Genomic DNA, 25,200 nt, shown 5'->3' with positions numbered 1-25,200 from the left:
CACAATGGCTCGCGAGAAGTTCGAAAGGAACAAGCCCCACGTCAACATCGGCACCATCGGCCACGTTGACCATGGCAAAACCACCCTCACCGCTGCGATCACCAACGTGCTCGCCAAGAAGGGCATGGCCAAGAAACAGGACTATGCCGACATCGATGGTGCTCCCGAGGAGCGCGAGCGTGGCATCACCATCAACACGGCACACGTTGAGTACGAGACGGACACCCGTCACTATGCCCACGTGGACTGCCCTGGTCACGCGGACTACGTGAAGAACATGATCACCGGTGCCGCCCAGATGGATGGCGCCATCCTCGTGTGCGCCGCCACCGATGGCCCGATGGCTCAGACCAAGGAGCACATCCTCCTGGCCAAGCAGGTCGGGGTGCCCGCCCTGGTCGTGGCACTGAACAAGTGCGACATGGTCGACGATGAGGAGATCATCGAACTGGTGGAACTGGAAATCCGCGAACTTCTCTCCAGCTACGACTTCCCCGGCGATGACATCCCCGTCGTGCAGGTCTCTGGCCTGAAAGCCCTCGAAGGCGACGCCGAGTGGGAAGCGAAGATCGACGAGCTGATGAAGGCCGTTGACGAAAACATCCCCGAGCCTGAGAGGGAGATTGACAAGCCCTTCCTGATGGCCGTGGAAGACGTGTTCTCCATCACCGGTCGCGGCACCGTGGCCACCGGCCGGATCGAGCGCGGAAAGGTCAAGGTGGGCGAGGAAATCGAAATCGTCGGCATCAAGGACACCCGCAAAACCACCGTCACCGGTGTGGAGATGTTCCGCAAGCTGCTCGATGAGGGCATGGCTGGCGACAACGTCGGTCTGCTGCTCCGCGGCATTCAGAAAGAAGACATCGAGCGCGGCATGGTGCTCGTGAAGCCTGGCTCCATCACCCCCCACACCAAGTTCGAGGGTGAGGTGTATGTGCTCAAGAAGGAAGAAGGTGGTCGTCACACCCCCTTCTTCGCTGGTTACCGCCCGCAGTTCTACATCCGCACCACGGATGTGACCGGTCAGATCACCGCCTTCACCGCTGACGATGGCAGCGATGTGGAAATGGTGATGCCCGGTGACCGCATCAAGATGACCGGCGAACTGATCTGCCCCGTCGCCATTGAGCAGGGCATGCGCTTCGCTATCCGCGAAGGTGGCCGCACCATCGGTGCTGGCGTGGTGTCCAAGATCATCGAGTGATCGCACGGCGATGAGTCTCAGGGATGGTCCTGCCTAGGCAGGGCCATCCCCTACAGTTTTCAAGACGAACCTCGACAATTCACAGCTTCCGCCACCGGCGGGCTCCTCTCCTTCGCTTTCCATGTCCACTGCCATTGCTCAGCAGAAGATTCGCATCCGCCTGAAGGCGTTTGATCGCCGCATGCTGGATCTCTCCTGCGACAAAATCATTGAAACGGCCGACAACACGGCGGCGACCGCCATCGGCCCCATTCCCCTCCCCACAAAACGCAAGATCTATTGCGTGCTGCGTTCACCCCATGTGGACAAGGATTCCCGCGAACATTTCGAGACCCGCACCCACCGCCGGATCATCGACATCTACAGCCCCTCGGCGAAGACGATTGACGCCCTGATGAAACTGGATCTTCCCAGTGGTGTCGACATTGAAGTGAAGCTCTGAGCCTCCCCGTCCTCCGGGTCAGCTGCCTAGGATTGCTGTGATTGCAATGAAACTGCGTGGCTGACCTGTCCGTCAGAGAGTTACCGCTGTTCCCTCTGCCGGATGTCGTTCTCTTTCCGCGTGAGGTGCTGCCACTCCATATCTTCGAGTCGCGCTATCGGATGATGCTCAAGAGTGTGCTCGAAGATGATCGCCGTTTTGGCGTTGTGCGCTGGGATCCACAGAATCAAGCGATGGCTGCGGTGGGGTGCTGTGCTGAGGTTTTGCAGCATCAAACTGCCGAGGACGGTCGCAGCAACATCGTGACCCTGGGCCAACAGCGTTTCCGCGTGCTGGATGTGGTGCGCGAGACCCCCTTCCGCACGGCAATGGTGACATGGATCGAGGACGAGCCAGTCACGGCCGAGTCCGACCTCGAATCACTCACTCGCTCCGTCGATCACGCCCTCAGGGATGTGGTGGAACTGACCGGGAAACTGACCGGATCACCCGCCAGCCTTCCCGATGACCTGCCCGATCTGCCTCGGGAACTGTCGTTCTGGATCGGCGCCCACCTGGGAGGTCCCGTGGCAGATCAACAACAGGAGTTGCTGGAACTCACCAGCACCCGGGAGCGCCTGGAACAGGAGTTCGCCATGCTCGATGAAACACGTCGCCAGTTGGCGGCGCGGACAGTGCTCCGCGACACATTGGCGAATTCAGAGGGATGCTGAACGCCACCAGCATCGCGCTGGCCCTTGGCATACCCACGGCCGCCGCTGCCGTGGGCCTTGCCATCTGGAGTCGCCGCAATCGCGCCTATCACTCCAGCGCCAGTGTTGCTGCGGCTTATGACGCCTGGACCGACGATCGCTTGCTCGAGCAGCTCTGGGGCGAACACGTGCACCTCGGGCACTACGGCGAGCCGCCTCGGCGGCGAGACTTCCGAGCCGCCAAGGCTGATTTCGTGCATGCCCTCGTGCACTGGAGTGGTCTCGATCAGCTGCCCCCCGGCTCGCGCCTCCTCGATGTGGGCTGCGGCATTGGCGGCAGCGCCAGGATCCTGGCGCGTGAGTACGGCTTTGATGTTCTGGGAATCAGCATCAGTCCCGCTCAGGTGGCCCGTGCCACCAGCCTCACCCCAACGGGTCTGAGTTGCCGCTTTGCGGTGATGGATGCCCTCGATCTGCAACTCGCCGACGGCCACTTTGATGCCGTGTGGAGCGTCGAGGGCGGTCCTCACATGCCCGACAAACAGCGTTACGCCGATGAACTGTTGCGCGTGCTCCGCCCCGGCGGCGTTCTCGCCGTGGCCGACTGGAATCGCCGCGATGCCTCTGACGGCGCAATGTCGGGGCTCGAGCGGCAGGTGATGCACCAACTGCTCACCCAGTGGGCCCACCCGGAATTCGCCAGCATTAAGGGCTTCTGCGCCAATCTCAACGCCAGTCCCTACAACCACGGCGGTACCATCGTCAGCGCCGACTGGACCGCAGCGACCCTGCCCTCCTGGATTGACTCGATCCTGGAGGGGGTGCGTCGCCCCGGCGCCGTGCTCAGCCTCGGCCCCAAAGCTGTGCTGCAGGGCTTGAGGGAAACGCCAACACTCCTCCTGATGCATTGGGCGTTCGCCACAGGGCTGATGCAGTTCGGGGTGTTCCGCCGTGATCAGTCGGGCTCCAACTCCGTGCTCGGATAGGCGCCGAATTGGCTCAGGTGCTCGCAGAAGGGAGACATCCGTTCCGTGAGGGCACTGAGCAGCAGACCATCGTCTTCAGGGGGCAGCTCTACATCCACAAAAAACACGTATTCACCTAATTCGCGCTTCGACGGTCGGGATTCGATCCGACTCATGTTCAGGCCCAGCGCCGCCACAGCGCCCAGGGCCTCCAGTAGGGCTCCAGGCGCGTTGCGATGCAGTGAGAAGGCCAGGCTGGCCACGTCACCCGATTGGCAGCGATCGCCACGTTGCAACCAGAGAAACCGGGTGCAGTTGCCGATGGCGTCATTGATCGGATAGGCCAACACCTCCAGCGCACCCGGCGTGGCGAGCGAACGACTAGCAATCGCCGCTCGAAACTGGCTGCCTTGCACCATGCGTGCGGCTTCCGCCGTGGAGCTGGTGGGCAGCTGCAGGGCACCGGGCAGATGCTCCGCCAACCAGCCACTGCACTGGGCCAGGGCCTGGGGGTGGGACAGCACTTCCGAGATCTGCTCCAAGCGGCCACTGCTGAGCAGGGCATGACGGATCGGGAGCACCAGCGCCCTGCGAATGCACAGCTCCGGATGGGACCAGAGACCATCGAGGCTGGCGGTCACCCCGCCCTCCACGGAATTCTCCACGGGCACCACGGCGGCGCCGCAACGGCCATCGGCCACGTGCTCCACGACCGACCGCAGGCCAGCGCAGGGAACCAGCTCCACCGCCTCCAGGCCTTCCAGGCTGACCATGGCACGGGCCGCACGCTCGCCGTAGGTCCCTTCCGGCCCGAGAAAAGCCACGCGGGTGGGCATCGATTCGTTCCACAGACACTCGATAGGATCATGCCGCGTCTGACGCCGCCCATGCCCCTGGCCTTCCGCGCCAGCCAGCACCTGGATCTTCCTGTTTATGAGCAGGTGGAGGCACTGCCGGCCTACCTCCAGGAAACGGACCGGGTCGTCAAGGCCCTCCTGGATCCTCAGCAGCTGACCCTGCTGTCTCCCGGCCGGTACCGCTACACCGTCACCACCCTGCAGGTGTTTCAGTTGCGGGTGAAGCCGGTGGTGAGCTTGGAGGTCATCCATTCCGACCATCAGCTGATCATGCGGGCGATCGAGGCCGATCTTGAAGGCCTCGGCCTGGTGGATGATTTTCAGTTGAGCCTGGAAGCGGTGCTGGAAGCCAGCGACTCCGGTCTGCAGGGACTCGCCACCCTCGGAGTGCAGGTGAGTCAGCCGCCCTTGCTGCGCTTGATTCCTCGCAAGGTGCTGGAAAGCACCGGCGAATCCATCCTCAACGGCATCCTGCTCACGATCAAGGGACGCGTCGGTCGGCAGCTGGTGGCGGACTTTCGGGCCTGGTGCCGGGATCCGGCCTCGCGCTGAACAGCTTGCGCAAAAAGGTGTGGCGATGCAGAGGCGTGGGGCCGTGGCTCAGCAGCGCTTGGCGATGCTGGGCCGTGCCATAGCCGGCATGGCGCTCCAGGCCGTACTCAGGAAAACGGGAAGCCAGACGTTGAATCAGGCCATCGCGGGCTTGCTTGGCCAACACACTTGCGGCGGCAATGGAGGCACAGTGGCTGTCACCTCGCACGATCGTCTCCTGGGGGCCCAGCCAGGGCCGAAGCGGCAACACCCCATCCACCAGCACCAGATCAGGACATCGAGGCAGGCGCTGCAGGGCGCGCAGCATCGCCAGCTCGGTCGCTGCGCGAATGCCTCCGCTGTCAATGTCCTGTGCCGACGCCTGCCCCAGGGCCCAGGCGCAGGCCTCCGCTTCAATCAAGGGCACCAGCTGAGCGCGACGACGCTGGCTGAGCCGCTTGCTGTCGGTGAGCCCTTGGGCCAGCAGCCGCGACGCTGCAGGCTCCGACAACACCACGGCCGCCGCCAGCACCGGACCGAACCAACAGCCCCTGCCGACTTCATCCACCCCCGCTGTCCATTCCGCCATCGCGGCTCTGGACAGGGAATCAATCCGCCGTGGCCGCCGAGGAGCGGCGACGGCGGCGGCGAGGCTCCTGATCCGGATCGACGCCCTCGTCGACGCTGATGGCAGGAGAGGCCATGGTGCTGGCGGGTTCAGGCATCTGAGGTGCAGGCGTCTGAGGTTCAAGCGCCTGCGGTTCAAGCGCCTGCGGTGCAGGCTCAAGAGGGTTGGTGTCGAACGGGGTGATCTCCAGCGGCGTGATCTCCACCATCAGAGGGGCAGCGTCGCGCTCCCCACCGGCGCGATCGGCAGCGCTTGCGTCACCGTTCGCGCCAGTACCGCGACCGTTGCTCCGGCTGCCGCCCCGACTGCCACGCCGCCGCCGCCGACTGCCCGCAGCAGCCAAGTGCTGGCGTGCCTCCTCCAACACCGCCTCCGGATCGGCACCGGGACGAACGACCCGCACCATAAGGTTGTCACTCTCGGGCGGCTCATCCAAGAGCAGCGCAGGATTGAGGCCCAACCAGCCATACACCTCCTCCTGCTGATCCGTCATCGGCACAGCCACCAACTCAGGATCCTGGCGGCGGGATGGCAGCTCCTGGGTGGCTACGGCATCCGACACATCCACCTCGGCCGAACTGGAGTCGGCACTGACGGTGCTGATGGCATCGTCAGCGGCGGTAGCAGAACCGCCACGCCCCCGCCCGCCGCGACGGCGACGGCCGGATCCAGCCTCCGCAGGAGGCGCCACCTCCGCCCGGGCCGACGCAGCCGAGCGCACCAGGCCCGTTGCCGTGGCCAACGGTTGCAGCAGATCCTTGCCGGGCAGCACCGCCACATGGCCCAGACCTCCGCAGCTGGGGCAGGCCCGTCCAAACAGCTCGTAGATGTTCTGGCCCTGGCGTTTACGGGTCAGCTCCACGAGACCGAGCTCCGTGAGCTGGGCGATCTGAGGCCGGGCACTGTCGTCGCGAATCGCGGCGGTGAAGTACTCCAGCAATTGGAGCTGATCACGGCGCGAATCCATGTCGATGAAATCGACAATGATCACGCCACCAATGTTGCGCAATTTCAGCTGTCGGGCGATCTCCACTGCCGCCTCACAGTTGGTCCACAACACCGTTTCGCGCGCATTGGCCGAACGGGTGAACGAGCCGGAATTGACATCGATCACCGTGAGCGCCTCGGTGGGCTCGATGATCACGTAGCCGCCGGAGGGAAGGTCGACGCGGGGCTTGAGGGCATCCCGGATGGCCGCATTGACCTTGTAATGCTCGAGAAGTTCGCCCGGCTCCGGGTGGGACTCCACCAGCACATTGGCGCCCTCCTCACCCAGGAAGCTGCTCACCCGCTCCACCGCAGCGGAGTCATCCACCACAACGCGCACCAGCTCAGGGCCGGTGTGATCGCGCAGGATGCGATGGATGAAGTCTTCATCACGGTTGAGGAGCACCGGAGGGGTGGCCGTTTCTGCAGCCCGCTGGATCGCCTCCCATTGCCGCAACAGGGCCTCGAGGTCATCGATCAACAGCTCCTCGCTGATCCCCTCCGCTTCCGTGCGGATCAGCAAGCCCGCACCGGGTGGCTTCACCAACACACCGAGGGCCCGCAAACGATTGCGCTCTCCTTCGGCACTGATGCGGCGAGAGATGTTCACGCCCTGACCACTGGGCTGAAGCACCAGATAGCGACCGGGCAAGGCCAGGTTGCCGGTGAGCCTCGGCCCCTTGGTGCCGGTGGGCTCCTTCATCACCTGCACCAACACCCGCTGACGGGGCTCGAGCAATTCGGTGATGCCGGCCGCTCCTTTCTTCAGACGAAGGGGGCCGAGATCGGTGACATGAATAAATCCATTCTTCTCACTTTCACCGATGTTGACGAAAGCAGCGTCGATTCCAGGCAGAACATTTTCAACGGTGCCGAGATACACGTCACCGATCTGGTATCGGCCCTGGGCAACGATCAGTTCATCAACACGCTCATCGGTGAGCACTGCGGCGATCCGCAGCTGCTCGGCGATGACTATCTGCTGGGGCATGGAGAAGGTCAGTGAGCGCCCGTCGGGGCTGGAACCCGATCAAGGGCCGACCGGCCCGCTGCACGGGGAAGAAACAACCAGGGCTAGAGCCGCAATGGCTGGAGCCGCTATCAAAGAAATCGGAGGATGACCTCCTATGAACAGGTCCGACCCAACCATCGAATTGGACGGAACCGGAGGCGGTAGGGCCTCGTTGTCCTCAGGATCTGGGAGCAAGAAGCCGGGACGTCGTGATGGCGAAAACGCCCATCAGGTGTCGTCTTGATGTCAACCTAGCACTGGCGTGGCGGCGGGATGCAGCCGTAACGCTGTGCGCTCGAGGGAGTGAACGCTCAGCTCGAGCGCCAGGGCTTCCGCAAGCCAATGCTGAAGTTGACCTGGCCTGAGGCTGCGCCCCTGGGCATCGATGGCAGCCTCGAGGGCGAAGGGCATGACGCCGGCCGGCTCCTCTTCGAATCGACGCAAGGCCAGGAGCGAGGGGCGGCAGTCCCGCTGCCGCGGCCGCCCTTTTTTATCGGTGTCGTGCCACACCAACACCTCCCTGGCCAACACGGCATCAATCGCCCCATCCCACCGCGCGGGCGTCAGGGTCTCGCCTGACACCACTCGAAGACAAAATCGCCATTCGGCCGATGCCAGCCGTTGCGACAGGCTGGGCTCGGAGACAGGCACCGCTTCCACCGAGCGCAGCTGGAAGCCAGCGGGAAGCGTGCGCTGCCAGACCTGCATCACAGCGGCAGGATCCACCATCTCCAGAAATTCGAGATCCAACCATTCCCCATAGGCTTCCACCCCCAGGGGAAGGGCCAGGGCGATCTGCAGGCGGGGCAGGGGGTGAAATCCGCCGGTGTAACTCACCGGCAAGCCGGAACGCCGCAGGGACCGCTCCAGCATCCGCACCAAATCAAGATGACTGAGCAGGGCCATCGCGCCTGTTTTGCTGAAGCCGAAGCGAAGGCGGCAGACCCGGGCACTCGGCGGTGGCAGCGTTGGCCGCTGCTCGGGCACCGGGGGGGGAGGCACCACCACGTTGTGACCGAGGTCCGGTCCACACACCCCGCAGCTGCTGCACCCCTCGAAGGAACAATCGGGCACCACCGCCGCCGCCAGCGCCCGTTGCAGATCCTCGGCCAGCCAGGTCTTAGCAAGGCCAGTATCGATGTGATCCCAGGGCAGCGGCTGGAGGCAGAACCGCTCCAGATCCTCCCGATCCAACGCAGCGGCTGCACTCCAGCCGCCGAGCTCGAGATCCCGGTAGCGACCCTCAAGCCCGGCGGCAGCGATCGCTTCCGTCCAGGCGGCATAGGTGCGATCCAACGACTCAAACCAGGCATCCATGCCGGCGCCGGCGCGCCAGGCCGCCTCGATCACGGGGGCCAGGCGCCGGTCACCTCGCCCCACGAAGTCTTCCATCGCTGACAGCCGCACATCGGTGAAGTTGAACCGCACCCCCCGGAGCGACCGGGACGCGTGCCGCAACAGCTCCTGGCGACGCCGGAACTCGCTGGTGGACACGCTGTGCCACTGAAACGGTGTGTGGGGCTTAGGCGTGAAGTTGCTGATCGTGATGTTCAGAGTCAGCCGCCCCAGGTCGCGGCAGCGCTCTTGAAGCATCCGGCAGGTCTCGGCGATGCCGAGCACATCGGCATCCGTTTCCCCGGGCAAACCGATCATGAAATAGAGCTTCACCTTGCGATACCCGTTCTGCATCGCTGTGCGGATTCCGTTGAGCAGATCCGCATCGGTGAGGCCCTTGTTGACGATGTCGCGCAAACGCTGCGTTCCCGCTTCCGGCGCAAAGGTGAGACCGGCCTGGCGACCGCCACCGAGGATGTGGGCGATGTCGTCATCAAAACGATCGACCCGCTGGCTGGGCAGCTGAAGCGTCACGTTGCGATCGGCCAGACGGTTGCGCAACTCCACCCCAACCGCCGGCAGGGCCAGGTAATCGCTGCAGCTGAGCGACAGCAGGGAGAAGTCGCTGTAACCGGTCATCTCCATCCCGGTTTCCACCGCCTCGATCACGGCCTCGGGCTCCACGTCACGGGCGGGGCGGGTGAGCATGCCGGGTTGGCAGAACCGACAGCCGCGGGTGCAGCCGCGGCGGATCTCCACGGTGAGCCGGTCATGAACGGTTTCCACGTGGGGCACCAGGCCCATGGCGTAGTGCGGCATGGGGGTGGCGACGCGACGCAACAGGCGTCGGGGCAGATCGGCATGCAGGGGCTCCACCGTGACGCCGTCGGCGCCGGGGGCATAGAGCGAGGGCACATATACGCCCGGCACCTGGGCGAGATCGCGAAGCAGACGGGAGCGGGACCAGCCCGCTGCCTTGGCATCGGCCACCACCAGCCCGATTTCGGGCAGCAGTTCCTCCCCATCGCCGAGGGCAATGAAATCGAAGAAGGCGGCGTAGGGCTCAGGGTTGCTGGTGGCCGTCGGTCCACCCGCAAAGATCAGCGGCGGCGCCTCGGGATCCTGCAACGGGCGATCGCCCCGTTCGCTGGCACGCAACGGCACGCCGGCCAGATCCAGCATCTCGAGGATGTTGGTGGCCCCCAGCTCGTAACTGAGACTGAAACCAAGGATGTCGAAGGCCGGCAAAGGGCGCCGACTCTCCACCGCGAACAGGGGAAGCTGGCGATCTCTCAGGCGCGTGGCCAGATCACTCGCGGGCAGATAGGCGCGATCGCAGAGCTGACCAGGAACAGCATTGAGGATGGAATACAGAATGATGTGGCCGAGATTGCTGGCCCCCACCTCGTAGACCTCGGGGTAGGTGAGGGCCCAACGCACCTTGGCGTTCATCCAATCGCGAGGCTTCACCCCCAGCTCATGGCCCATGTAGCGCGCGGGCTTGTTGATGCCCTCGGACACGAGCGCTTCAAACGCCACCGGCGGCCACCGATCCAGAGCCGGCGCCGATCCAGCTGGGGTCCCGGAGGCAGGGCTGGTGGGCGCAATGGTCATGGCCAGGCAAGCGCTTTCCGCATCGTATGGAGCGATCTCCCCGGACCTGCCGACCGCATAGCAGGATGCCCTCCAGAAACGCCCCCCTGTGCCCGTGGTTCTGGTCAACAGCAACTATCTGAAACTCAAAGCCGGCTATCTGTTTCCGGAGATCGCCCGCCGGGTGAAGAGCTTCAGCGCCGAGCATCCTGATGCAGCCCTGATCCGCCTGGGGATCGGTGATGTAACCGAACCGCTGCCCCAGGCTTGCCGCGAGGCGATGAAGACGGCCATCGACGCGATGGGCACGCCGGAGGGCTTTCATGGCTATGGGCCCGAACAGGGGTATGGCTGGCTCCGCGAAGCGATCGCTACCAACGATTTCCAGGCGCGGGGCTGTGCCGTGGATGCGGAGGAGATCTTTGTCTCCGACGGCTCCAAATGCGACAGCAGCAACATTCTCGACATTCTCGGAGAGGGCAATCGCATCGCCGTCACCGATCCGGTGTATCCGGTGTATGTCGACAGCAACGTGATGGCCGGCCGCACCGGCGAGGCTGGTGACAACGGTCGTTACGGCGGCCTTCGTTACCTGCCGATCAGTGCCGAGAACGGCTTCGCCGCCCAGATCCCCAGCGAACCGGTGGATCTGATCTATCTCTGCTTCCCCAACAACCCCACCGGCGCGGTGGCCAGCAAGGAACAGCTGAAAGCCTGGGTCGATTACGCCCGCGCCCATAAGGCCCTGATCCTGTTCGATGCGGCCTATGAAGCCTTCATCCAGGATCCCTCCCTGCCGCATTCGATCTACGAAATCGAGGGCGCCCGCGACTGCGCCATCGAATTTCGCTCCTTCTCCAAAAACGCGGGCTTCACGGGCACCCGCTGTGCCTTCACCGTGGTGCCGAAGGGGCTCAAGGGCCAGACTGCCGATGGCAGCGAGGTGGAACTGTGGGGCCTGTGGAATCGCCGCCAGAGCACCAAGTTCAACGGGGTGAGTTACATCATTCAGCGGGGGGCGGAAGCGGTGTATTCACCCCAGGGCCAGGCCGAAGTGAAGGCACTGGTGACCTTCTACATGGAGAACGCCGCCATCATTCGACGCGAGTTGTCAGCCGCGGGGATCGAGGTGCATGGCGGCGAACATGCTCCCTATGTGTGGCTGAAGACACCCGAGGGCCTCGACTCCTGGGGTTTCTTTGACCATCTTCTGCACAAAGCCCATGTGGTGGGCACCCCCGGCAGTGGTTTCGGCGCCGCCGGTGAGGGCTACTTCCGTCTCTCCGCCTTCAACAGCCGCAGCAACGTGGAGGAGGCCATGGCCCGGATCCGTCGCCTCGGATGATGGCCGCCTTACATTCAATGCACCGCAGCGATCTGGCCATGGTGGGTTCCACCTCCAGCCCCAGCCCCGGCGGGGCCGCCGTGCTCGACAAACAAACCGAGCGGGTGAGGAAACAGTCTCCCCGCTACAAGGTGTTGCTGCACAACGATCCGGTCAACACGATGGAGTATGTGGTGACGACCCTGCGGCAGGTCGTGCCACAGCTCAGCGAGCAGGACGCCATGGCGGTGATGCTCGAAGCCCACAACACCGGTGTGGGGCTGGTGATTGTGTGTGATCTCGAGCCGGCTGAGTTCTACTGCGAAACCCTGAAGGCCAAGGGCCTCACCAGCACGCTGGAGCCCGAGACCTGACCGCCCCCAGCCGCCGCCCCTCCCTCTGGGAGAGCTGGCTTGGACAGCGCCGTCGCTGGCTCCCCACCGTGGTGTTCATTCCAGCCCTCTATGGGCTGGGGTGGCTGCTGATCCAACCGGTCGGGGCCCTGATCCCAGACTTGCCGAGGGGGAGCCTGGATCTGCTCGGAACCTTGATCAGCCTGCTGCTGTTTCTCTGTCTGCTGCCGAGCTGGGTGCGGAGTCGCTGGCGGGTCCCTCAGCCCTGGCACTGCCTTGGGCTTCGCCGCGATGCACGCCAGACCGCCGAAGTTAAGGCCCTGATGCGAGGCCTGGGCTGGGCCCTGCTTCTGCTCCTGCTGATCGCTGGCATCAGCCTCGCCGGCCCCTGGGGCACTTGGATCGGCGTGCTCGACCCAGCCAGCCTCTGGAATGCCCTGGTGCTGTGTTTCGGCGTGGGCCTTGCCGAAGAACTGCTGTTCCGGGGCTGGCTCTGGGGGGAACTGGAGCTGTTGATCGGCGAGCGCTGGGCCCTGCCTGGCCAAGCCCTGATCTTCAGCCTGGTGCACACCCGCTTCAACCTCGGTCTCTGGCCGATGCTGGGGCTACTGCTCGGGCTTTTTCTGCTGGGCCTCACCCTGGCAAGCCGTCGCCGCCTAGACGGCGGCTCGCTGTGGGGCTGCATCGGGCTCCACGGTGGCCTCGTGGGGGGCTGGTTTGCCCTTCAGGCCGGGCTAATGGCATGGTCTCCAGCTTCACCGACCTGGCTCACCGGTCCGGGTGGCAACCCGCTCGGCGGCCTGGTGGGCATCGTCGCCATCGCTGCCCTGCTGGGGGTGCAGCGTCAGCTCACCGCCCGAGCCAAGGCCGCCCGCCCCTGAACAGGAGCACGCAGAGCTTCATCCAACGGCGCTAGACCGTAATCCCGCTCCAACAACGCCATCACGGTGCGACCGAAATCGGTCGGATTGCGATCAAACGCCTCCAGGCAGAGGCGGCCGAAGGTGCGACCCATCGGCTCCGGATTCCAGAGCAGCTTTCGGGCGGTCCAGGGCATCATGCTCATCGGGTTGTAACCAGGTTTGAGCAGCCCCTGATCAAAGCCGTACTGCTCGAGATGGGTGTGGGGCTGCAGCCCGATGAAGAAGATCGCAGGCTCCACCCGCTCAGCACCGAAGATCTGCTCCAGTTCCCTTTGATACGCCACGGTCTGCCGGATGGTCTCAGGCCGCTCATCGATCACGTTGAAGGAGTAATTCACCGACACGTGATCGCGGAACCCTGCCGCCGCCAACATCCGGCAGCTCTCCAGCACGGTGCGCAGGTTGTACCCCATACGCATCTTTCGCACGAGCTCCTGGGAGCCGGAGGTGATGCCGATCTCGAAATAGCTCATCCCGGTGGCCACCATGAGCTCGGCAAGCTCGGCATCGAGATTGTCGGCCCGGATGTAGGCCGCCCAGCGGATTCCCTCCAACCCCTCGGCCTGGATCGCCCGCAACAGGGTTTTGGCATCCTCGATATAGCGGCGAGCCGGAATGAACTGGGCGTCGGTGAACCAGAAGCCGCGCACGCCACGGTCATAGAGCTGGCGCATCTCCTTCACCACCTCCTCCACCGGATTCAGGCGCACCTGCTTGCCCTCCACCACGGTGTAAACGCAGTAGCAGCAATTGTGAGGGCAACCCCGTTTGGTCTGCACACCCACGTAGAAGTCGCCGCCTTCGAGATACCAATCGAGCTGGGGCCAGATCCTGGCGATGTAGTCGTAATCGCAGGCGGTTTTCGGCCGACTCTCCGGCTGTTCGTGAATCAGGCCCGGTCGCGGCGTTTCCCCGACGACGTAACAGCGCTCGGTGGTGATCGCTTCACCGCGCAGCAACTTCTCCAACAGGGGTTCTCCCTCCCCCAGCGACACGATCGTGCCCCGGGGCAGGGAGCGACCGAGTTGTTCATAGAACACACTCACGGCGCCACCCCCCAACACCACGCGGGCGGCAGGCTGATGGCGGCGGGCCTGTCGCAGGCCCCGACGCACGAGACGCTGATTGCGCCAGAGCTCGCCGTAATGGCTGGCCATGAGCCGAGCTCCCCCCAGGGCGCCCCGCAGGCGCTTCAGCGGATTCTGGGCATAGAAGACTTCAAAGGAGTTCTGAAGCGGATTGCCCCCCCGACCATCCACCGGGGCATAGATCTGGATATCGCGCCAGGAGAACACCAACAGGGTGGGCCGGAACCGATCGATCTCGGCCAACAGCACCCGCTGCACATCGAGCACGGGCAGGGCCGCCAGATCAAGAAACGCCTGAGGGAGAGCCGGAAAGCACTTGTGCAGGTGGTCGGCCAGATAAATGGGCCCGATCGGAAAGATCGGATTGCAGGGCAGGCGCACGAACAACACCCGCTCACCAGCAGCAGGGCACAACGGCGAATCAGGTGTCAACGGCGTGGAACGGGCCATGGCCGGACGCTAACAATCTCGCCATGACCGGCGATCCACCCGGCAGCCACACCACGACGCTGAGGCAGCGATGGGGCGACGACGAGCGGCAACAAAGTTCATGAACGCCCGCACACAGAGCGCAATCTTCCGTTACACTCATTGGTGGCAGGGCATCCCTGCCCTTCCGTAACCGCTCTTCGGAGCATCTTTTCCCGTTCTCATGACCACCACCATTCAGCAGCGCTCCGGCGCCAATGGCTGGCAGTCCTTCTGCGAGTGGGTCACCTCCACCAACAACCGCCTCTATGTGGGCTGGTTCGGCGTGCTGATGATCCCCACCCTGCTGGCTGCCACCACCTGCTTCATCGTTGCGTTCATCGCAGCTCCCCCCGTCGACATCGACGGCATCCGTGAGCCCGTCGCCGGCTCCCTGATCTACGGCAACAACATCATCTCTGGTGCTGTTGTGCCTTCCTCCAACGCCATCGGCCTGCACTTCTATCCCATCTGGGAAGCTGCCTCCCTCGATGAGTGGCTCTACAACGGCGGTCCTTACCAGCTGGTTGTGTTCCACTTCCTGATCGGCATCTTCTGCTACATGGGCCGCGAGTGGGAACTCTCCTACCGCCTCGGCATGCGCCCCTGGATCTGTGTCGCTTACAGCGCTCCTGTGGCTGCTGCTTCTGCTGTGTTCCTGGTGTACCCCTTCGGTCAGGGTTCCTTCTCTGACGGCATGCCCCTCGGCATCTCCGGCACCTTCAACTTCATGCTGGTGTTCCAGGCTGAGCACAACATCCTGATGCACCCCTTCCACATGCTGGGTGTGGCTGGTGTGTTCGGTGGCTCCCTGTTCTCCGCCATGCACGGCTCCCTGGTGACCTCCTCCCTGGTGCGTGAGACCACTGAGAGCGAGTCCCAGAACTACGGCTACAAGTTCGGCCAAGAAGAAGAGACCTACAACATCGTGGCTGCTCACGGTTACTTCGGTCGCCTGATCTTCCAATACGCCTCCTTCAACAACAGCCGCAGCCTTCACTTCTTCCTGGCTGCCTGGCCTGTGGTCGGCATCTGGTTCACCGCCCTGGGCGTCAGCACCATGGCCTTCAACCTGAACGGTTTCAACTTCAACCAGTCCATCCTTGATGGTCAGGGCCGCGTCCTGAACACCTGGGCTGATGTGCTGAACCGCGCCAACCTCGGCATGGAAGTGATGCACGAGCGCAACGCTCACAACTTCCCCCTCGACCTGGCTGCTGCTGAGTCCACCCCCGTGGCTCTGCAGGCTCCCGCCATCGGCTGAGGCTGAAGTCTCTACCAAAAGATTCAGCGTCAGTTGAATCGGAAAGCCCTCACCACACGGTGGGGGCTTTTTGTTGCGTCCGGCCCTTGTGTTGGATCCCACCCTCAAGCACTTCAAACGCACCATGACCGATGTCGCCGATCTGATCAGCCGATGGCAGCTGTCACCACATCCCGAGGGAGGCTGGTATCGCGAGATGCACCGCAGCAGCAACCAGGTGACCCGTGCCGATGGCTCGAGGCGCGATGGGCTCACCAGCATCCTTTTCCTGCTCGAAGCGGGGGCGATCAGCCGCTGGCATCGCGTACGCGGGGCCGATGAAGTGTGGATCCACCTGCAGGGCGCGCCTCTCGAACTGTTCTCGCTCGAGTCAACCGGTGGTACCCCCACCCGCACTGTGCTGACGGCGGACCATCCGATCGAGGCGATCAAAGCCAATCACTGGCAGGCGGCCCGCTGCCTTGGCTCCCACACCCTGGTGAGCTGCTGCGTGGGACCGGCCTTCGATTTCGCCGACTTCGACATGCTTCAAGACCTCCCCAGAGACCAGTGGCCGGCGGGCGCCAGTGACGATCTGCTCTGAGGTGGGATCTGGGACCCACACGGCCCTCAGGCCGTGAGCAGCAACGAATGCACAGCTGCCGACCAGCCGGCGCCATGGGGAGCGGGAGCAAGCTGAAAACGACCGGAGGCCAAGGCCTCGGCGAACACCGCATGGGGGCCCTGCGCTCCAGGCACAACCACCGCCACATCGGCAGCGTCCAGCAGCGGCATGTCATTAGGGGAATCGCCGAGGGCGAGCACCTGAACCGTGTGAGCCTTGCGATGGGCTTTGAGATGCGCTAGCGCCCGTCCCTTGCTCACTTGCGCACCGAGCAGATGCCCCATGCGGTTGCCCTGCACCACCGCCACGCCCAGATGCTGGGCCAAGGCGGGCAACCGTTGCCGCCCCAGAGCTGAGGGCGGCACAAAGGGCAGACTCCAACGGCGCCGCGCCGCCCGCTGCAGAGCCTCACCGGTGAGCCCCAACAGGGCCGCGGCCTGCTCCTCGGTCAGTGCATCAATGGCCTGAAGCGGTTCCTGCACAAGGCGCTCAAGCTCCCGCAACACGGGGCGCAGTGCTTCAGCAGGCTCCCCCAGCGCCAACTCCCAGGGAACGCCATCCTCCGTCTCCCCGCAGACCGCACCACCGTTCTCAACGATGAAGGGATCGTGCAACCCCGCCTCAGCACGAAAGCGCCGCACCTCCTCTGCCGTCTTGCTCGTGCAAGGAATCACGGGGATGCCGCGATCCTGTAAAGCGCGCATCGCTGCCTTGGCCGGCTGCCAGTCGTAGCGGTGATCCATCAGGGTGCCATCCAGATCGGTGACCACCCACCAGGCCGGTGCAGTCTTGATGGGGGCCTTCATCGTGGGATCAGCCATTGCACGGCGAAGGGCTCCAGGTCGATCCATTGCTGCCCATCCGGGAGGGGAGCATCGGCAAGAAGATCGTGCCAGCAACGCCCGGCTGGTGCCTGCGCCAAGTTGGTCAGCGACAAGCTGAGACGGACCTCGCTGAAATTGTGAACCGCCAGCAGCACATCCTCACCCGACCCTCGCTGCACCACCACGCAATCGGCTCGCCCGCCGCTGAGAAGCGTCATCGACGCCGACGGAGCCAGGGCGTTCTGAGTGCGGCGCAGCGCCATCGCCCGGCGCAGGCTGGCCAACACGCAACTGGCGTCACTTTGGGGATCAGCCAGTAACCGTTCCAGGCGCTCCGCCTGAAACTGGGGGCGGTTGAGATCGCGGCGATGCCCCGTGCGCCTGAAGCGGGCCTTGTCGTTCGCCGTGGCCAGCAACGCCGGTAAGTAGAACGCTGGCACACCGGGCAAAGCCAGCACGAACAACTGGCTCAACAGAAACCTGTCCCGTTGTCGATGGGCCGGATCCCTGCCGGCACTCTCCATCGCACTCCACCAGCTGATGTTGATCTCGTAAGGCACGTCACGGCCATCGGCCAAACGCCGGTGACTCACCAAACCGCCACGCTGTTCACAGGCGCCGAGCAAACGCAACAAACGCTCCTCCGCCATCAGCCCCTCCAGAGGCCGCAGGCCAACGCCGTCGTGACAGGCGCTGAAATTCAGCAGTCCGCTGCCGGCGGGCAACTGGGGCCAGCGCGCCAGCCAACGGTTCAGCAGGTCGGCTTTTTGACTGATGCAGGCCTCCAGCAACAGCGGCGGCAAGGGAAAGTTGTAGGCCAGATGGGCCTCAGTGCCACTGCGGAGATAAGAGAGGTTCTCCTGCTCGGGAACATTCGTTTCCGTCACCACAACACCGCGGGGGCAACGCGCGCCCAGCAGCAACCGCAGCACTTCCACCAAACGGTGCGCCTCAGGCCGATGGATGCAGTCGGTGAACGGCTCCTTCCAGACAAATCCAACTGCATCGAGGCGTAACCAGCTCACCCCGTGCGCGCAGAAGCGATCGAGCAGACGGGTGAACCCGATCAGCACCTCAGGCTCCCGCCAGTTCACATCCACCTGGTCAGAGCCGAAGGTGGTCCAGATCGTCTCCGGGCCGCGTTCGGTGGCGAAGGTGGTGAACAGGGCCGAACTGCGCGGCCGCACCACCCCCTCCCAGCAGGGATCAGCCGCAGCAGCAAGAACACAGCGTGACCCAGGCTCCGCACCGCGCTGAAACGCACGCACCCAGGGATGGGACGCCGACACGTGATTCAGCACCAGATCCGCCATCAGCTGACGCCCTGCAGCGAGCGCCGCCAGATCGTCCCAATCACCGAAACGCTCCTCCAGAGCGACATGACTGGCCACGGCAAAGCCGCCATCACTGGTGGCCTTGAGAAACGGCAGCACATGCACAACGGAGGAAAGGCCGGAGAGAGGCCCCTCCAACAGCCCTTGCAGCTGCCGCAGCGCCGGTTGCCCATCGGCAACCACCGTATCGGCGTAGGTGATCAACACACACGTGCCGGCATCCCAACGCTCCAACGTGGCCGCACTGCCGTGGGCATTCGCTGACCGGTGCCCGGCAGATTGCAGCAATTGCGACGACAGAGTTTCGAGATCCTCCAAACAATGCGAGGGGTAGAGCTCCTTGAGAAGCGCTGGCAATGCTGCATTGACCATGGGCTGCCTCATCACTCACCTGGGGCGCATGCCACAGGTATGGACCAGGGCTCTTCCTCCCGTTGTCGCATTGATCACCGCATGGATTTTCAGCAGGGCCTGATCAGCACCATCCATGACTACGGCCTCGGCAATCTCGATCTGGCGGAGTTCCGGCGCCAGCTCAAGCATTGCCCCACGGCGCTGCTGATTCCCTGTCTGATGGAGGAGTTCAGCCGACCGGCCCTGGGGCTGATCCGTGAGGTGCTCTCCGAACTGAGCGGGCTGCATGAACTGGTGATCGCCCTCGCCGCCGATAGCAGTGATGACGTCGCAGCCGCCGAGACGTTCTTCAGGGGCATGCCCTTCCCGGTGCGTGTGCACTGGACCAATGGTCCGGCCGTACGCGAACTGCTGGAATCGATGCGTGGCCTGGGTCTGGATGTGACCGGTCCAGCCGGGAAAGGCTGGGCCGTGTGGCAAGGGCTGGGGGTGGCCTGTCGGGAGGCTGAGGTGATCGGCCTGTTTGATGCCGACATCCGCACCTTCTCGCCGGCCTATCCGGAGCGGATGCTGCGCCCGCTGCTGGATCCATCCCATGGGGTCGCCTACGTGAAGGCCTACTACAGCCGCCTGTCGCTGGAGACCCAGGCCCTGCAGGGTCGTGCCACACGCCTGTTCGTGGGTCCTTTGCTCACCGCCCTGGCACAGATCTTCGGGCCCATGCCCTATCTGAGCTATCTCCAAGCGTTTCGCTACCCGCTGGCCGGGGAGTTCGCCTTCCGTCGCGATCTGGCCATGAATCTGCGCATTCCCTGCGACTGGGGTCTGGAGATCGGCCTGCTTTCTGAGGTGTATCGCCATGTGGCATCGAGCCGGATCGCCCAGGTGGATCTGGGCTTGTTCGACCACAAACACAAGGCGTTGGGCAACCAGCCCAGCGAGGGTCTCCAGAAAATGGCCGGCGAGATCCTGGGCACCGTGCTGCGCGGGCTGATGGAGCACGAGGGCCGCAGCCTGGCCAGCGAACAGATTCCCACCCTCGAAGTGCTCTACCGCCGCGTCGGTGAAGACCACGTGCGCCAGTTCGGCCTCGACGCAGCGATCAATCGCCTGCCCTACAACCGCCACAGCGAAGAACTCGCCGTGCAAAGTTTCGCCACCTTGCTGCGTCCGGGTGTGCAGGGTTTGATGACCACCCCCGTCGCCCATCAGCTCCCGAGCTGGTCACGCCTGCTCAGCTGCACCCATGGGCTCCAATCCGACCTGGTGATGGCTGGTGCACGGCCAACCCAAAGCACGCCGACCCTGCATCAACGGCCGACCCTGCGACATCGAGGCGGCAGCGCACCCCGCCCCCAACCTCAGCCGGCAGCACCGATCTCGCCGGTGGTCCAGTAGCGGACTCTGGCGGGATGGCGGGCGAGATAAGCTTCCACCGCCGCCTCGGCGGAGGTCTCATTGGCGGCCAGCAGCAGATCAGACAACTCCCGGTCCGGCAGATGGAACCGCGTGAGGAAACCGGCCACCTCTGGCATGTCCAGATCCAGCTGCTGGCGACCAAGGGCATGGATCCACTCGATCCCACCGAAGACCCGATCAGGATCGTCAAGGAACCGCAACTTGTAGCGGGCAAACATCCAGTGGGGCGTCCAGCTCGTGACCACCACCCAGCGCTGCTGACGGATCGCCTGATCCAACACCGCTGTCATCGCCGCACTGCTGGAAGACACCAGCTTCAGATCACGCAGGTTGTACACACGCAAGGCCTCCTCCGAGGCCTGATTCAGGCCGGAGCCGGGGTCGATCCCCTGCACCTGATCGCCAAAACGAGAGGCGATCGCGGGATCGCGCAGGTTCGGGATCGAGCGCACCTCGCTCTCGCTCACGTAATCGGGCACCACCCAACCGAGCCGCCCGGAGTACATCGAACCGAAATCCACCACCCGATCGCGCACCCGCGTCCAGTAATCACGGTGGGTGAGCGGCAGCCAGGCCATCAACATCATGTCGAGATCGCCACGGGCCACGGAGGCGTACTGAATGCCGATATCGGCCAGCACCCTCTCCACCTTGATGTCATAGGCCTGCTGGATCACCTGCTGAGCGATCAAGCTCACCACCTCCGCGTCGGCCCAGGGCGACCAGCCCATGCGCAGCGTCGGACGTCCACTGGCAGACGAGGCGAGAGGACCGGTCGACGACGATCCTCCCGGTCCGCCATCCACCAACCGCCTGGTCTGTGCGGGTTTGGGCCGACTGAGCTGCACCAGACTGGTGATCGAGGCCCCTGCCAGGCCGAGTCCTCCCAGCAGCACAGTGCGTCGACGCATCGGGGATCCACTCATGCCGACCTCCAGAGCAAACGCCAGGCGCGGAGCCGCTCCGGCAAGGACGGTGTTGCGTCATTGGCCAGGCTCTGGCTGAGCCGATCAAGAATCACCGCGAGGATCACAACGGCAATCCCGCCTTCGAAGCCAAGGCCCACATCGAGCTGCTGAATTCCGCGCAGCACCACATCGCCGAGACCGCCGCCACCGATCATCGAGGCGATCACCACCATCGAGAGCGACAGCATGATCGTTTGATTCACCCCGGTCATGACGGTGGGCAGGGCGCTGGGCATCTGCACCTTCCAAAGCAGCTGACGCTCACTGCAGCCGAAGGATCGGCCAGCCTCGAGCAGATCAGCGGGCACCTGGGACAGGCCGAGTTGGGTGAGTCGCACCACCGGAGGCATGGCAAAGATCAACGTGGCGATGATCGAGGGAACCGCGCCGGTGCTGAAGAGCATCACAGCTGGAATCAGATACACGAAGGCCGGCATCGTCTGCATCAGATCGAGGCCAGGACGCACGAGGCGCCAGACCATGGCGTGACGCGCCGAGAGGATGCCGAGAGGCAGCCCAACGATCAGAGCGAGCAGCGATGCCGCCAACACCAGGGACAGGGTGGTGATCATCGGTGCCCAGAGATCCATCGACAAGACAAGATTGAGGCCGAGCAGCACGAACAGGGCGAAGCCGCCATTGACGCGCCAAAGCCCCAGCAAGGCCACCAGCAAGGCGAAGAACCAGGCCGATGGCCACTGGAGCACCGCTTCGGTGGCCGCCACGATCGCCAGCACGACCCCATTGATCGCCTGAAAAAGCACCTGGGCATGGGTGAGCAGCCAGGCGACCGCCGCATCCACGGCCTTGCCAAGCCACCCGGCCTGATGGGCAGCAGCGAACGACAGCATCAAGTGTCTCCCTCCATCGATTGCAACAACTGGCGCGGGCTGATCACACCGACGAGGCGATGCGCGTCATCCAGCACCGGCGGCGGATAGGGGGTGCTGGCCACCAGCTCGATCGCCTCCCGCACCCGCATCCCGGCGGTGAGGGCCGGGCCCCGCTCGACGCTGACCCAACCTCTGGCTTCTGACAACACGCCCCGAAAAGCCTGATCCCGACCGAGCACATAGAGGGGCTCGCCGGCCGCCTCAGGCAGGGCCTCATCGGCAGCGATCACCGCCAGACGGGAGGGTCGCTGCGCGATCGCTTCGACGGCCAGGACCGAGGCCACATCCACGTCTCGGAAGAAATGACGCACCGCGTCGCTGGCCGGGTGATGCAGCAGGTTTTCGGCGGTGTCGCACTGCAACAGACATCCACCCTGCATCAGGGCGATGCGATCACCGAGGCGGATTGCTTCGTCCAGGTCGTGGGAGATGAACACGATCGTGCGCTGCTGCTCGCTCTGAAGCTCGAGAAGCAGGGTCTGCATGTCGCGCCGGATCAGGGGATCCAGGGCTGAGAAAGCCTCGTCCATCAACAGGATGGGTGGATCCAGAGCCAGGGCGCGGGCCAGCCCGACCCGCTGCTGCATCCCACCGGAAAGCTGGCGAGGCCGCTTTCGGGCCTCTTGGGCCAAGCCGACCCTCTCCAGCGCCTGCAGCGCTTTGTCATGGCGCTCCCGCCTGGGAACGCCGGCGACCTCCAGACCAAAGGCAGCATTTTCGAGCACGCTGCGCTGAGGGAAAAGGGCGAACGACTGAAACACCATCGCCATCTGGCGGCGACGCATGGCGTTGATCTCGACACTGGTCATCGACGACAGGGCACGCCCCTGCACCACCACCTCCCCGGAACAGGGCGCGATCAGACCATTGAGCATGCGCAGCAGGGTGGACTTGCCGGAGCCGGAGAGCCCCATCACCACAAAAATCTCACCGCGTCCAATCTCGAGAGACACATCCTGCACAGCAGCACGCGCACCACTGCGCTGATGCAAACCAGCGGGATCTTCACCAGCACGAAGCTGAGCAATCACCTCATCCGCAGCGCCGCCGAATATTTTCCAGACAGACTGAAGACAGATCTCCGATTGCATCTCGGATCCGCATTTCACCATTTCTTGACCTTAGCAACCTGCACGCAGACTCCGCAGGAACAAGCAAACGATGACGCCATCGAGGCGAGGCTCAATCCCGGAAGACCCATTGGCAGCATTGGCTTCTGAGCGAATCTCGAAGCATCGTGATCCAACGATGTTGACTGCGATGCTGACAACCTGAGCTCTGAGGGTTAGGTTCGGGAGGTGGCGAGAATCCGCTGCGATTCGGCGTCAGGGTGTCGCCTGCGCGATCACCGGAAGCAGATCGTGCTGCCGGAAACGCTGACATCCCTGCGTAACACAGGACGAGACCAGCATGACCTCAACCAGGAACCACGCATCAGCCGAAGTCGCCGATGCCCAACGGTTCGGAGAATCTCCTGAGAGCGTTCGAGAAACCGATCACTACCAACAGGAGTATGTCGAACAATTCGCGGATCGCTGGGATCGGCTGATCGACTGGGATGCAAGGGAAGAAGCCGAAGGTGACTTCTTCGTGAAGCTGCTTCATGAACACGGCGCCAAGTCGGTGCTGGATGTGGCCACCGGCACCGGATTTCACTCGATCCGACTGCTGCGAGAGGGCTTTGACGTGGTGAGCGCCGATGGCAGCCCCAACATGCTGGCGCGCGCCTTCCACAATGCGCGCGAGCGCAATCAGCTGCTGCGCACCGCTCAAGCCGACTGGCGCTTTCTCAACCGCGACATCCATGGTGAGTTTGATGCGGTGATCTGCCTGGGCAACTCCTTCACCCATCTGTTCCGCGAGCGAGACCGTCGTAAGTCGCTCGCCGAGTATTACGCCGTTCTGAAGCACAACGGCATCCTGATCCTCGATCACCGCAATTACGACCGGCTGCTTGAGGGCGGTGCCGCGGTGAAGCAGGGCAAGGGCAACGTGTACTGCGGCAAAGACGTGGAGGTGCGCCCCGACTGCGTCGATGAGGGCCTGGCCCGTTTCCGCTACGCCTTCAGTGATGGCAGCACCTATCACCTCAACATGTTCCCGCTGCGTCATGGCTACGTGCGTCGTCTGATGCGAGAGGTGGGCTTCCAGCGCATCAGCACCTACGGCGACTACCAACGCGGTCACGACGATCCCGACTTCTACGTGCACGTGGCCGAGAAGGAATACCTCTGCGACACCGACGTCACAGCGATCTGAACCATGAGCCAGACCTCTTTCTCGCCGGCGGCCACCACGGCCGCCGGGTACTACGACAGCGACGACGCCGACCGCTTCTATGCCGAGATCTGGGGTGGTGAAGACATCCATGTGGGGCTCTACGCCACCGACAACGAGCCGATCGCCCAGGCCAGCCGTCGCACCGTTGAGGCCCTTGAAGCATTGATCAATGACACGATCGCCGCCGGGGCCTCTGGTGGCTGCCGGATCGTGGATCTGGGGTCTGGCTACGGCGGTGCCGCCCGGCACCTCTGTCGTCATCCCGAGGTGCGGGTGGATGCAATCAACATTTCCAAGGTCGAAAATTCACGCCATCGCAGCCTCAATCTGGAGGCCGGCTTGCAGGAGCGCATCACCGTGCACGATGCCTCCTTCGAAGCGGTGCCCCTTCCGGACGGTTGCGCCGATGTGGTGTGGAGTCAGGATGCGATTCTCCATTCCGGCGATCGCCAGCAGGTGATGCGCGAAGCGGCCCGCGTGCTTCGCCCCGGCGGTGTGATGGTGATGACCGATCCGATGGCTGCCGATGGTGTGGCCGCCGACTCCCTCGACGCCATTCTCCAACGCATCCATCTCGCCGATCTCGGCTCTCCTGGTCGCTATCAGCAGTGGGCCGAGGCCGCTGGCCTGGCGCGGGAAATCTGGAACGACCGCACCAGCATGCTGGTGCGCCACTACAGCCGGGTGCGCGAGGAATTGCGACAGCGCAAGGCTGAACTGAGCCAGAGCATCAGCCCCACTTACCTGGAACGGATGGACGCGGGCCTTGGCCACTGGGTGGATGGCGGCGAAGCGGGCCGGCTCAGCTGGGGCCTGATGCGTTTCCGCAAACACTGAGGGGCCGGGTCTTTACGCTCT

General features: G+C 64.0%; 23 protein-coding genes. 13 read left to right on the top strand and 10 right to left on the bottom strand.

Going from position 1 to position 25,200, the window contains the following annotated elements:
* Positions 1 to 4: 4 nt before the first annotated feature.
* The 4 genes from tuf (at position 5) to SynWH8101_RS02010 (ending at position 3,324) form a co-directional block, all read left to right on the top strand.
* Positions 5 to 1,204 carry an elongation factor Tu gene (gene tuf, locus SynWH8101_RS02025; RefSeq protein ID WP_007100675.1) on the top strand — a complete coding sequence of 400 codons (1,200 nt, stop codon included), beginning with the start codon at positions 5 to 7 and terminating at the stop codon, positions 1,202 to 1,204.
* Between the two features lie 121 nt (positions 1,205 to 1,325).
* Complete coding sequence (gene rpsJ / locus SynWH8101_RS02020) at positions 1,326 to 1,646, top strand: 30S ribosomal protein S10 (protein WP_006042265.1); 321 nt, start codon at positions 1,326 to 1,328, stop codon at positions 1,644 to 1,646.
* A 56-nt stretch (positions 1,647 to 1,702) separates the two neighbouring features.
* Positions 1,703 to 2,359 (top strand): LON peptidase substrate-binding domain-containing protein, encoded by a 657-nt coding sequence (locus tag SynWH8101_RS02015; RefSeq protein ID WP_130128368.1) that lies wholly within the window; start codon positions 1,703 to 1,705, stop codon positions 2,357 to 2,359.
* A complete protein-coding gene (locus tag SynWH8101_RS02010) occupies positions 2,353 to 3,324 on the top strand; it encodes a methyltransferase domain-containing protein (RefSeq protein WP_130128367.1) in 972 nt (323 codons plus the stop codon). Before SynWH8101_RS02015 ends, SynWH8101_RS02010 begins: the two co-directional genes overlap by 7 nt.
* Here the strand turns inward: SynWH8101_RS02010 and pheA are convergent.
* A complete protein-coding gene (pheA, locus tag SynWH8101_RS02005) occupies positions 3,294 to 4,139 on the bottom strand; it encodes a prephenate dehydratase (protein ID WP_130128366.1) in 846 nt (281 codons plus the stop codon). The two genes, SynWH8101_RS02010 and pheA, sit on opposite strands and share 31 nt — an antisense overlap.
* Positions 4,140 to 4,190: 51 nt before the next feature.
* Between pheA and SynWH8101_RS02000 the strand changes: the two genes are divergently transcribed.
* Positions 4,191 to 4,712, top strand: coding sequence for a DUF1997 domain-containing protein (locus tag SynWH8101_RS02000; RefSeq protein ID WP_130128365.1), 522 nt, complete (start codon positions 4,191 to 4,193; stop codon positions 4,710 to 4,712).
* On the opposite strand, the gene SynWH8101_RS01995 is transcribed toward SynWH8101_RS02000, so the two are convergent.
* From SynWH8101_RS01995 to SynWH8101_RS01985, 3 genes are all read right to left on the bottom strand, one after another.
* Positions 4,642 to 5,280: a ribonuclease HII gene (locus tag SynWH8101_RS01995; protein ID WP_130128364.1), complete on the bottom strand. Its 639-nt coding sequence runs from the start codon at positions 5,278 to 5,280 to the stop codon at positions 4,642 to 4,644. The two genes, SynWH8101_RS02000 and SynWH8101_RS01995, sit on opposite strands and share 71 nt — an antisense overlap.
* A gap of 19 nt (positions 5,281 to 5,299) precedes the next feature.
* Complete coding sequence (locus SynWH8101_RS01990) at positions 5,300 to 7,297, bottom strand: Rne/Rng family ribonuclease (protein WP_130128363.1); 1,998 nt, start codon at positions 7,295 to 7,297, stop codon at positions 5,300 to 5,302.
* A gap of 267 nt (positions 7,298 to 7,564) precedes the next feature.
* The gene (locus tag SynWH8101_RS01985) at positions 7,565 to 10,267 is read right to left on the bottom strand and encodes a TIGR03960 family B12-binding radical SAM protein (RefSeq protein WP_254428011.1); all 2,703 of its coding nucleotides are present in this window, start codon (positions 10,265 to 10,267) and stop codon (positions 7,565 to 7,567) included.
* A gap of 94 nt (positions 10,268 to 10,361) precedes the next feature.
* On the opposite strand from SynWH8101_RS01985, the gene SynWH8101_RS01980 reads away from it, so the two are divergent.
* From SynWH8101_RS01980 to SynWH8101_RS01970, 3 genes are all read left to right on the top strand, one after another.
* Entirely contained in the window at positions 10,362 to 11,591 is a 1,230-nt protein-coding gene (locus SynWH8101_RS01980; protein WP_130130298.1) for an LL-diaminopimelate aminotransferase, read from the top strand.
* Between the two features lie 17 nt (positions 11,592 to 11,608).
* Positions 11,609 to 11,944, top strand: coding sequence for an ATP-dependent Clp protease adapter ClpS (gene clpS / locus SynWH8101_RS01975; RefSeq protein ID WP_174719487.1), 336 nt, complete (start codon positions 11,609 to 11,611; stop codon positions 11,942 to 11,944).
* Positions 11,945 to 12,012: 68 nt separating this feature from the next.
* Positions 12,013 to 12,804 carry a CPBP family intramembrane glutamic endopeptidase gene (locus SynWH8101_RS01970; protein ID WP_130128361.1) on the top strand — a complete coding sequence of 264 codons (792 nt, stop codon included), beginning with the start codon at positions 12,013 to 12,015 and terminating at the stop codon, positions 12,802 to 12,804.
* On the opposite strand, the gene SynWH8101_RS01965 is transcribed toward SynWH8101_RS01970, so the two are convergent.
* On the bottom strand, positions 12,768 to 14,384 hold the full coding sequence (locus SynWH8101_RS01965; protein ID WP_130128360.1) for a photosystem II high light acclimation radical SAM protein: 1,617 nt from the start codon (positions 14,382 to 14,384) through the stop codon (positions 12,768 to 12,770). The two genes, SynWH8101_RS01970 and SynWH8101_RS01965, sit on opposite strands and share 37 nt — an antisense overlap.
* 202 nt (positions 14,385 to 14,586) lie before the next feature.
* Between SynWH8101_RS01965 and psbA the strand changes: the two genes are divergently transcribed.
* Together psbA and SynWH8101_RS01955 are read left to right on the top strand one after the other, a co-directional pair.
* The gene (psbA, locus tag SynWH8101_RS01960) at positions 14,587 to 15,666 is read left to right on the top strand and encodes a photosystem II q(b) protein (RefSeq protein ID WP_007100687.1); all 1,080 of its coding nucleotides are present in this window, start codon (positions 14,587 to 14,589) and stop codon (positions 15,664 to 15,666) included.
* A gap of 73 nt (positions 15,667 to 15,739) precedes the next feature.
* Complete coding sequence (locus tag SynWH8101_RS01955; protein WP_370587010.1) at positions 15,740 to 16,249, top strand: cupin domain-containing protein; 510 nt, start codon at positions 15,740 to 15,742, stop codon at positions 16,247 to 16,249.
* Between the two features lie 26 nt (positions 16,250 to 16,275).
* Here the strand turns inward: SynWH8101_RS01955 and SynWH8101_RS01950 are convergent, their stop codons facing one another.
* Positions 16,276 to 17,076 (bottom strand): HAD-IIB family hydrolase, encoded by an 801-nt coding sequence (locus SynWH8101_RS01950; protein WP_130128359.1) that lies wholly within the window; start codon positions 17,074 to 17,076, stop codon positions 16,276 to 16,278.
* Complete coding sequence (locus SynWH8101_RS01945) at positions 17,073 to 18,800, bottom strand: alpha-amylase family glycosyl hydrolase (RefSeq protein ID WP_130130295.1); 1,728 nt, start codon at positions 18,798 to 18,800, stop codon at positions 17,073 to 17,075. Before SynWH8101_RS01945 ends, SynWH8101_RS01950 begins: the two co-directional genes overlap by 4 nt.
* Before the next feature lie 81 nt (positions 18,801 to 18,881).
* Between SynWH8101_RS01945 and SynWH8101_RS01940 the strand changes: the two genes are divergently transcribed.
* Positions 18,882 to 20,180 carry a glycosyl transferase gene (locus SynWH8101_RS01940; RefSeq protein WP_130128358.1) on the top strand — a complete coding sequence of 433 codons (1,299 nt, stop codon included), beginning with the start codon at positions 18,882 to 18,884 and terminating at the stop codon, positions 20,178 to 20,180.
* Here SynWH8101_RS01940 and SynWH8101_RS01935 read toward each other — a convergent pair.
* From SynWH8101_RS01935 to SynWH8101_RS01925, 3 genes are read right to left on the bottom strand one after another with little or no spacing between them, the layout of a single operon-like run.
* Positions 20,144 to 21,127, bottom strand: coding sequence for a glycine betaine ABC transporter substrate-binding protein (locus SynWH8101_RS01935; protein ID WP_165380900.1), 984 nt, complete (start codon positions 21,125 to 21,127; stop codon positions 20,144 to 20,146). The genes SynWH8101_RS01940 and SynWH8101_RS01935 overlap by 37 nt on opposite strands.
* The gene (locus SynWH8101_RS01930; protein WP_130128357.1) at positions 21,124 to 22,020 is read right to left on the bottom strand and encodes a proline/glycine betaine ABC transporter permease; all 897 of its coding nucleotides are present in this window, start codon (positions 22,018 to 22,020) and stop codon (positions 21,124 to 21,126) included. The genes SynWH8101_RS01935 and SynWH8101_RS01930 overlap by 4 nt, the downstream gene beginning before the upstream one ends.
* A complete protein-coding gene (locus tag SynWH8101_RS01925) occupies positions 22,020 to 23,153 on the bottom strand; it encodes a glycine betaine/L-proline ABC transporter ATP-binding protein (protein ID WP_130128356.1) in 1,134 nt (377 codons plus the stop codon). The genes SynWH8101_RS01930 and SynWH8101_RS01925 overlap by 1 nt, the downstream gene beginning before the upstream one ends.
* Before the next feature lie 319 nt (positions 23,154 to 23,472).
* On the opposite strand from SynWH8101_RS01925, the gene SynWH8101_RS01920 reads away from it, so the two are divergent.
* Together SynWH8101_RS01920 and SynWH8101_RS01915 are read left to right on the top strand one after the other, a co-directional pair.
* Positions 23,473 to 24,321: a class I SAM-dependent methyltransferase gene (locus tag SynWH8101_RS01920; RefSeq protein ID WP_007100698.1), complete on the top strand. Its 849-nt coding sequence runs from the start codon at positions 23,473 to 23,475 to the stop codon at positions 24,319 to 24,321.
* Between the two features lie 3 nt (positions 24,322 to 24,324).
* Positions 24,325 to 25,179 carry a methyltransferase domain-containing protein gene (locus SynWH8101_RS01915; RefSeq protein ID WP_130128355.1) on the top strand — a complete coding sequence of 285 codons (855 nt, stop codon included), beginning with the start codon at positions 24,325 to 24,327 and terminating at the stop codon, positions 25,177 to 25,179.
* Positions 25,180 to 25,200: the final 21 nt, after the last annotated feature.

Source organism: Synechococcus sp. WH 8101 (genome assembly GCF_004209775.1).
GTDB lineage: Bacteria > Cyanobacteriota > Cyanobacteriia > PCC-6307 > Cyanobiaceae > Synechococcus_C.
The sequence above is the reverse complement of the archived record's forward strand: the minus strand, read 5'-3'. Positions and strand labels throughout refer to the sequence as shown.

Bases quoted from the DNA above. Each gene is read 5' to 3' on its own strand.
- tuf (WP_007100675.1), top strand. From the start codon at position 5: ATGGCTCGCGAGAAGTTCGAAAGGAACAAGCCCCACGTCAACATCGGC.
- rpsJ (WP_006042265.1), top strand. From the start codon at position 1,326: ATGTCCACTGCCATTGCTCAGCAGAAGATTCGCATCCGCCTGAAGGCG.
- SynWH8101_RS02010 (WP_130128367.1), top strand. From the start codon at position 2,353: ATGCTGAACGCCACCAGCATCGCGCTGGCCCTTGGCATACCCACGGCC.
- pheA (WP_130128366.1), bottom strand. From the start codon at position 4,139: ATGCCCACCCGCGTGGCTTTTCTCGGGCCGGAAGGGACCTACGGCGAG.
- SynWH8101_RS02000 (WP_130128365.1), top strand. From the start codon at position 4,191: ATGCCCCTGGCCTTCCGCGCCAGCCAGCACCTGGATCTTCCTGTTTAT.
- SynWH8101_RS01995 (WP_130128364.1), bottom strand. From the start codon at position 5,280: ATGGCGGAATGGACAGCGGGGGTGGATGAAGTCGGCAGGGGCTGTTGG.
- SynWH8101_RS01990 (WP_130128363.1), bottom strand. From the start codon at position 7,297: ATGCCCCAGCAGATAGTCATCGCCGAGCAGCTGCGGATCGCCGCAGTG.
- SynWH8101_RS01985 (WP_254428011.1), bottom strand. From the start codon at position 10,267: ATGACCATTGCGCCCACCAGCCCTGCCTCCGGGACCCCAGCTGGATCG.
- clpS (WP_174719487.1), top strand. From the start codon at position 11,609: ATGCACCGCAGCGATCTGGCCATGGTGGGTTCCACCTCCAGCCCCAGC.
- SynWH8101_RS01965 (WP_130128360.1), bottom strand. From the start codon at position 14,384: ATGGCCCGTTCCACGCCGTTGACACCTGATTCGCCGTTGTGCCCTGCT.
- psbA (WP_007100687.1), top strand. From the start codon at position 14,587: ATGACCACCACCATTCAGCAGCGCTCCGGCGCCAATGGCTGGCAGTCC.
- SynWH8101_RS01950 (WP_130128359.1), bottom strand. From the start codon at position 17,076: ATGAAGGCCCCCATCAAGACTGCACCGGCCTGGTGGGTGGTCACCGAT.
- SynWH8101_RS01945 (WP_130130295.1), bottom strand. From the start codon at position 18,800: ATGGTCAATGCAGCATTGCCAGCGCTTCTCAAGGAGCTCTACCCCTCG.
- SynWH8101_RS01940 (WP_130128358.1), top strand. From the start codon at position 18,882: ATGGATTTTCAGCAGGGCCTGATCAGCACCATCCATGACTACGGCCTC.
- SynWH8101_RS01935 (WP_165380900.1), bottom strand. From the start codon at position 21,127: ATGAGTGGATCCCCGATGCGTCGACGCACTGTGCTGCTGGGAGGACTC.
- SynWH8101_RS01930 (WP_130128357.1), bottom strand. From the start codon at position 22,020: ATGCTGTCGTTCGCTGCTGCCCATCAGGCCGGGTGGCTTGGCAAGGCC.
- SynWH8101_RS01925 (WP_130128356.1), bottom strand. From the start codon at position 23,153: ATGCAATCGGAGATCTGTCTTCAGTCTGTCTGGAAAATATTCGGCGGC.
- SynWH8101_RS01920 (WP_007100698.1), top strand. From the start codon at position 23,473: ATGACCTCAACCAGGAACCACGCATCAGCCGAAGTCGCCGATGCCCAA.
- SynWH8101_RS01915 (WP_130128355.1), top strand. From the start codon at position 24,325: ATGAGCCAGACCTCTTTCTCGCCGGCGGCCACCACGGCCGCCGGGTAC.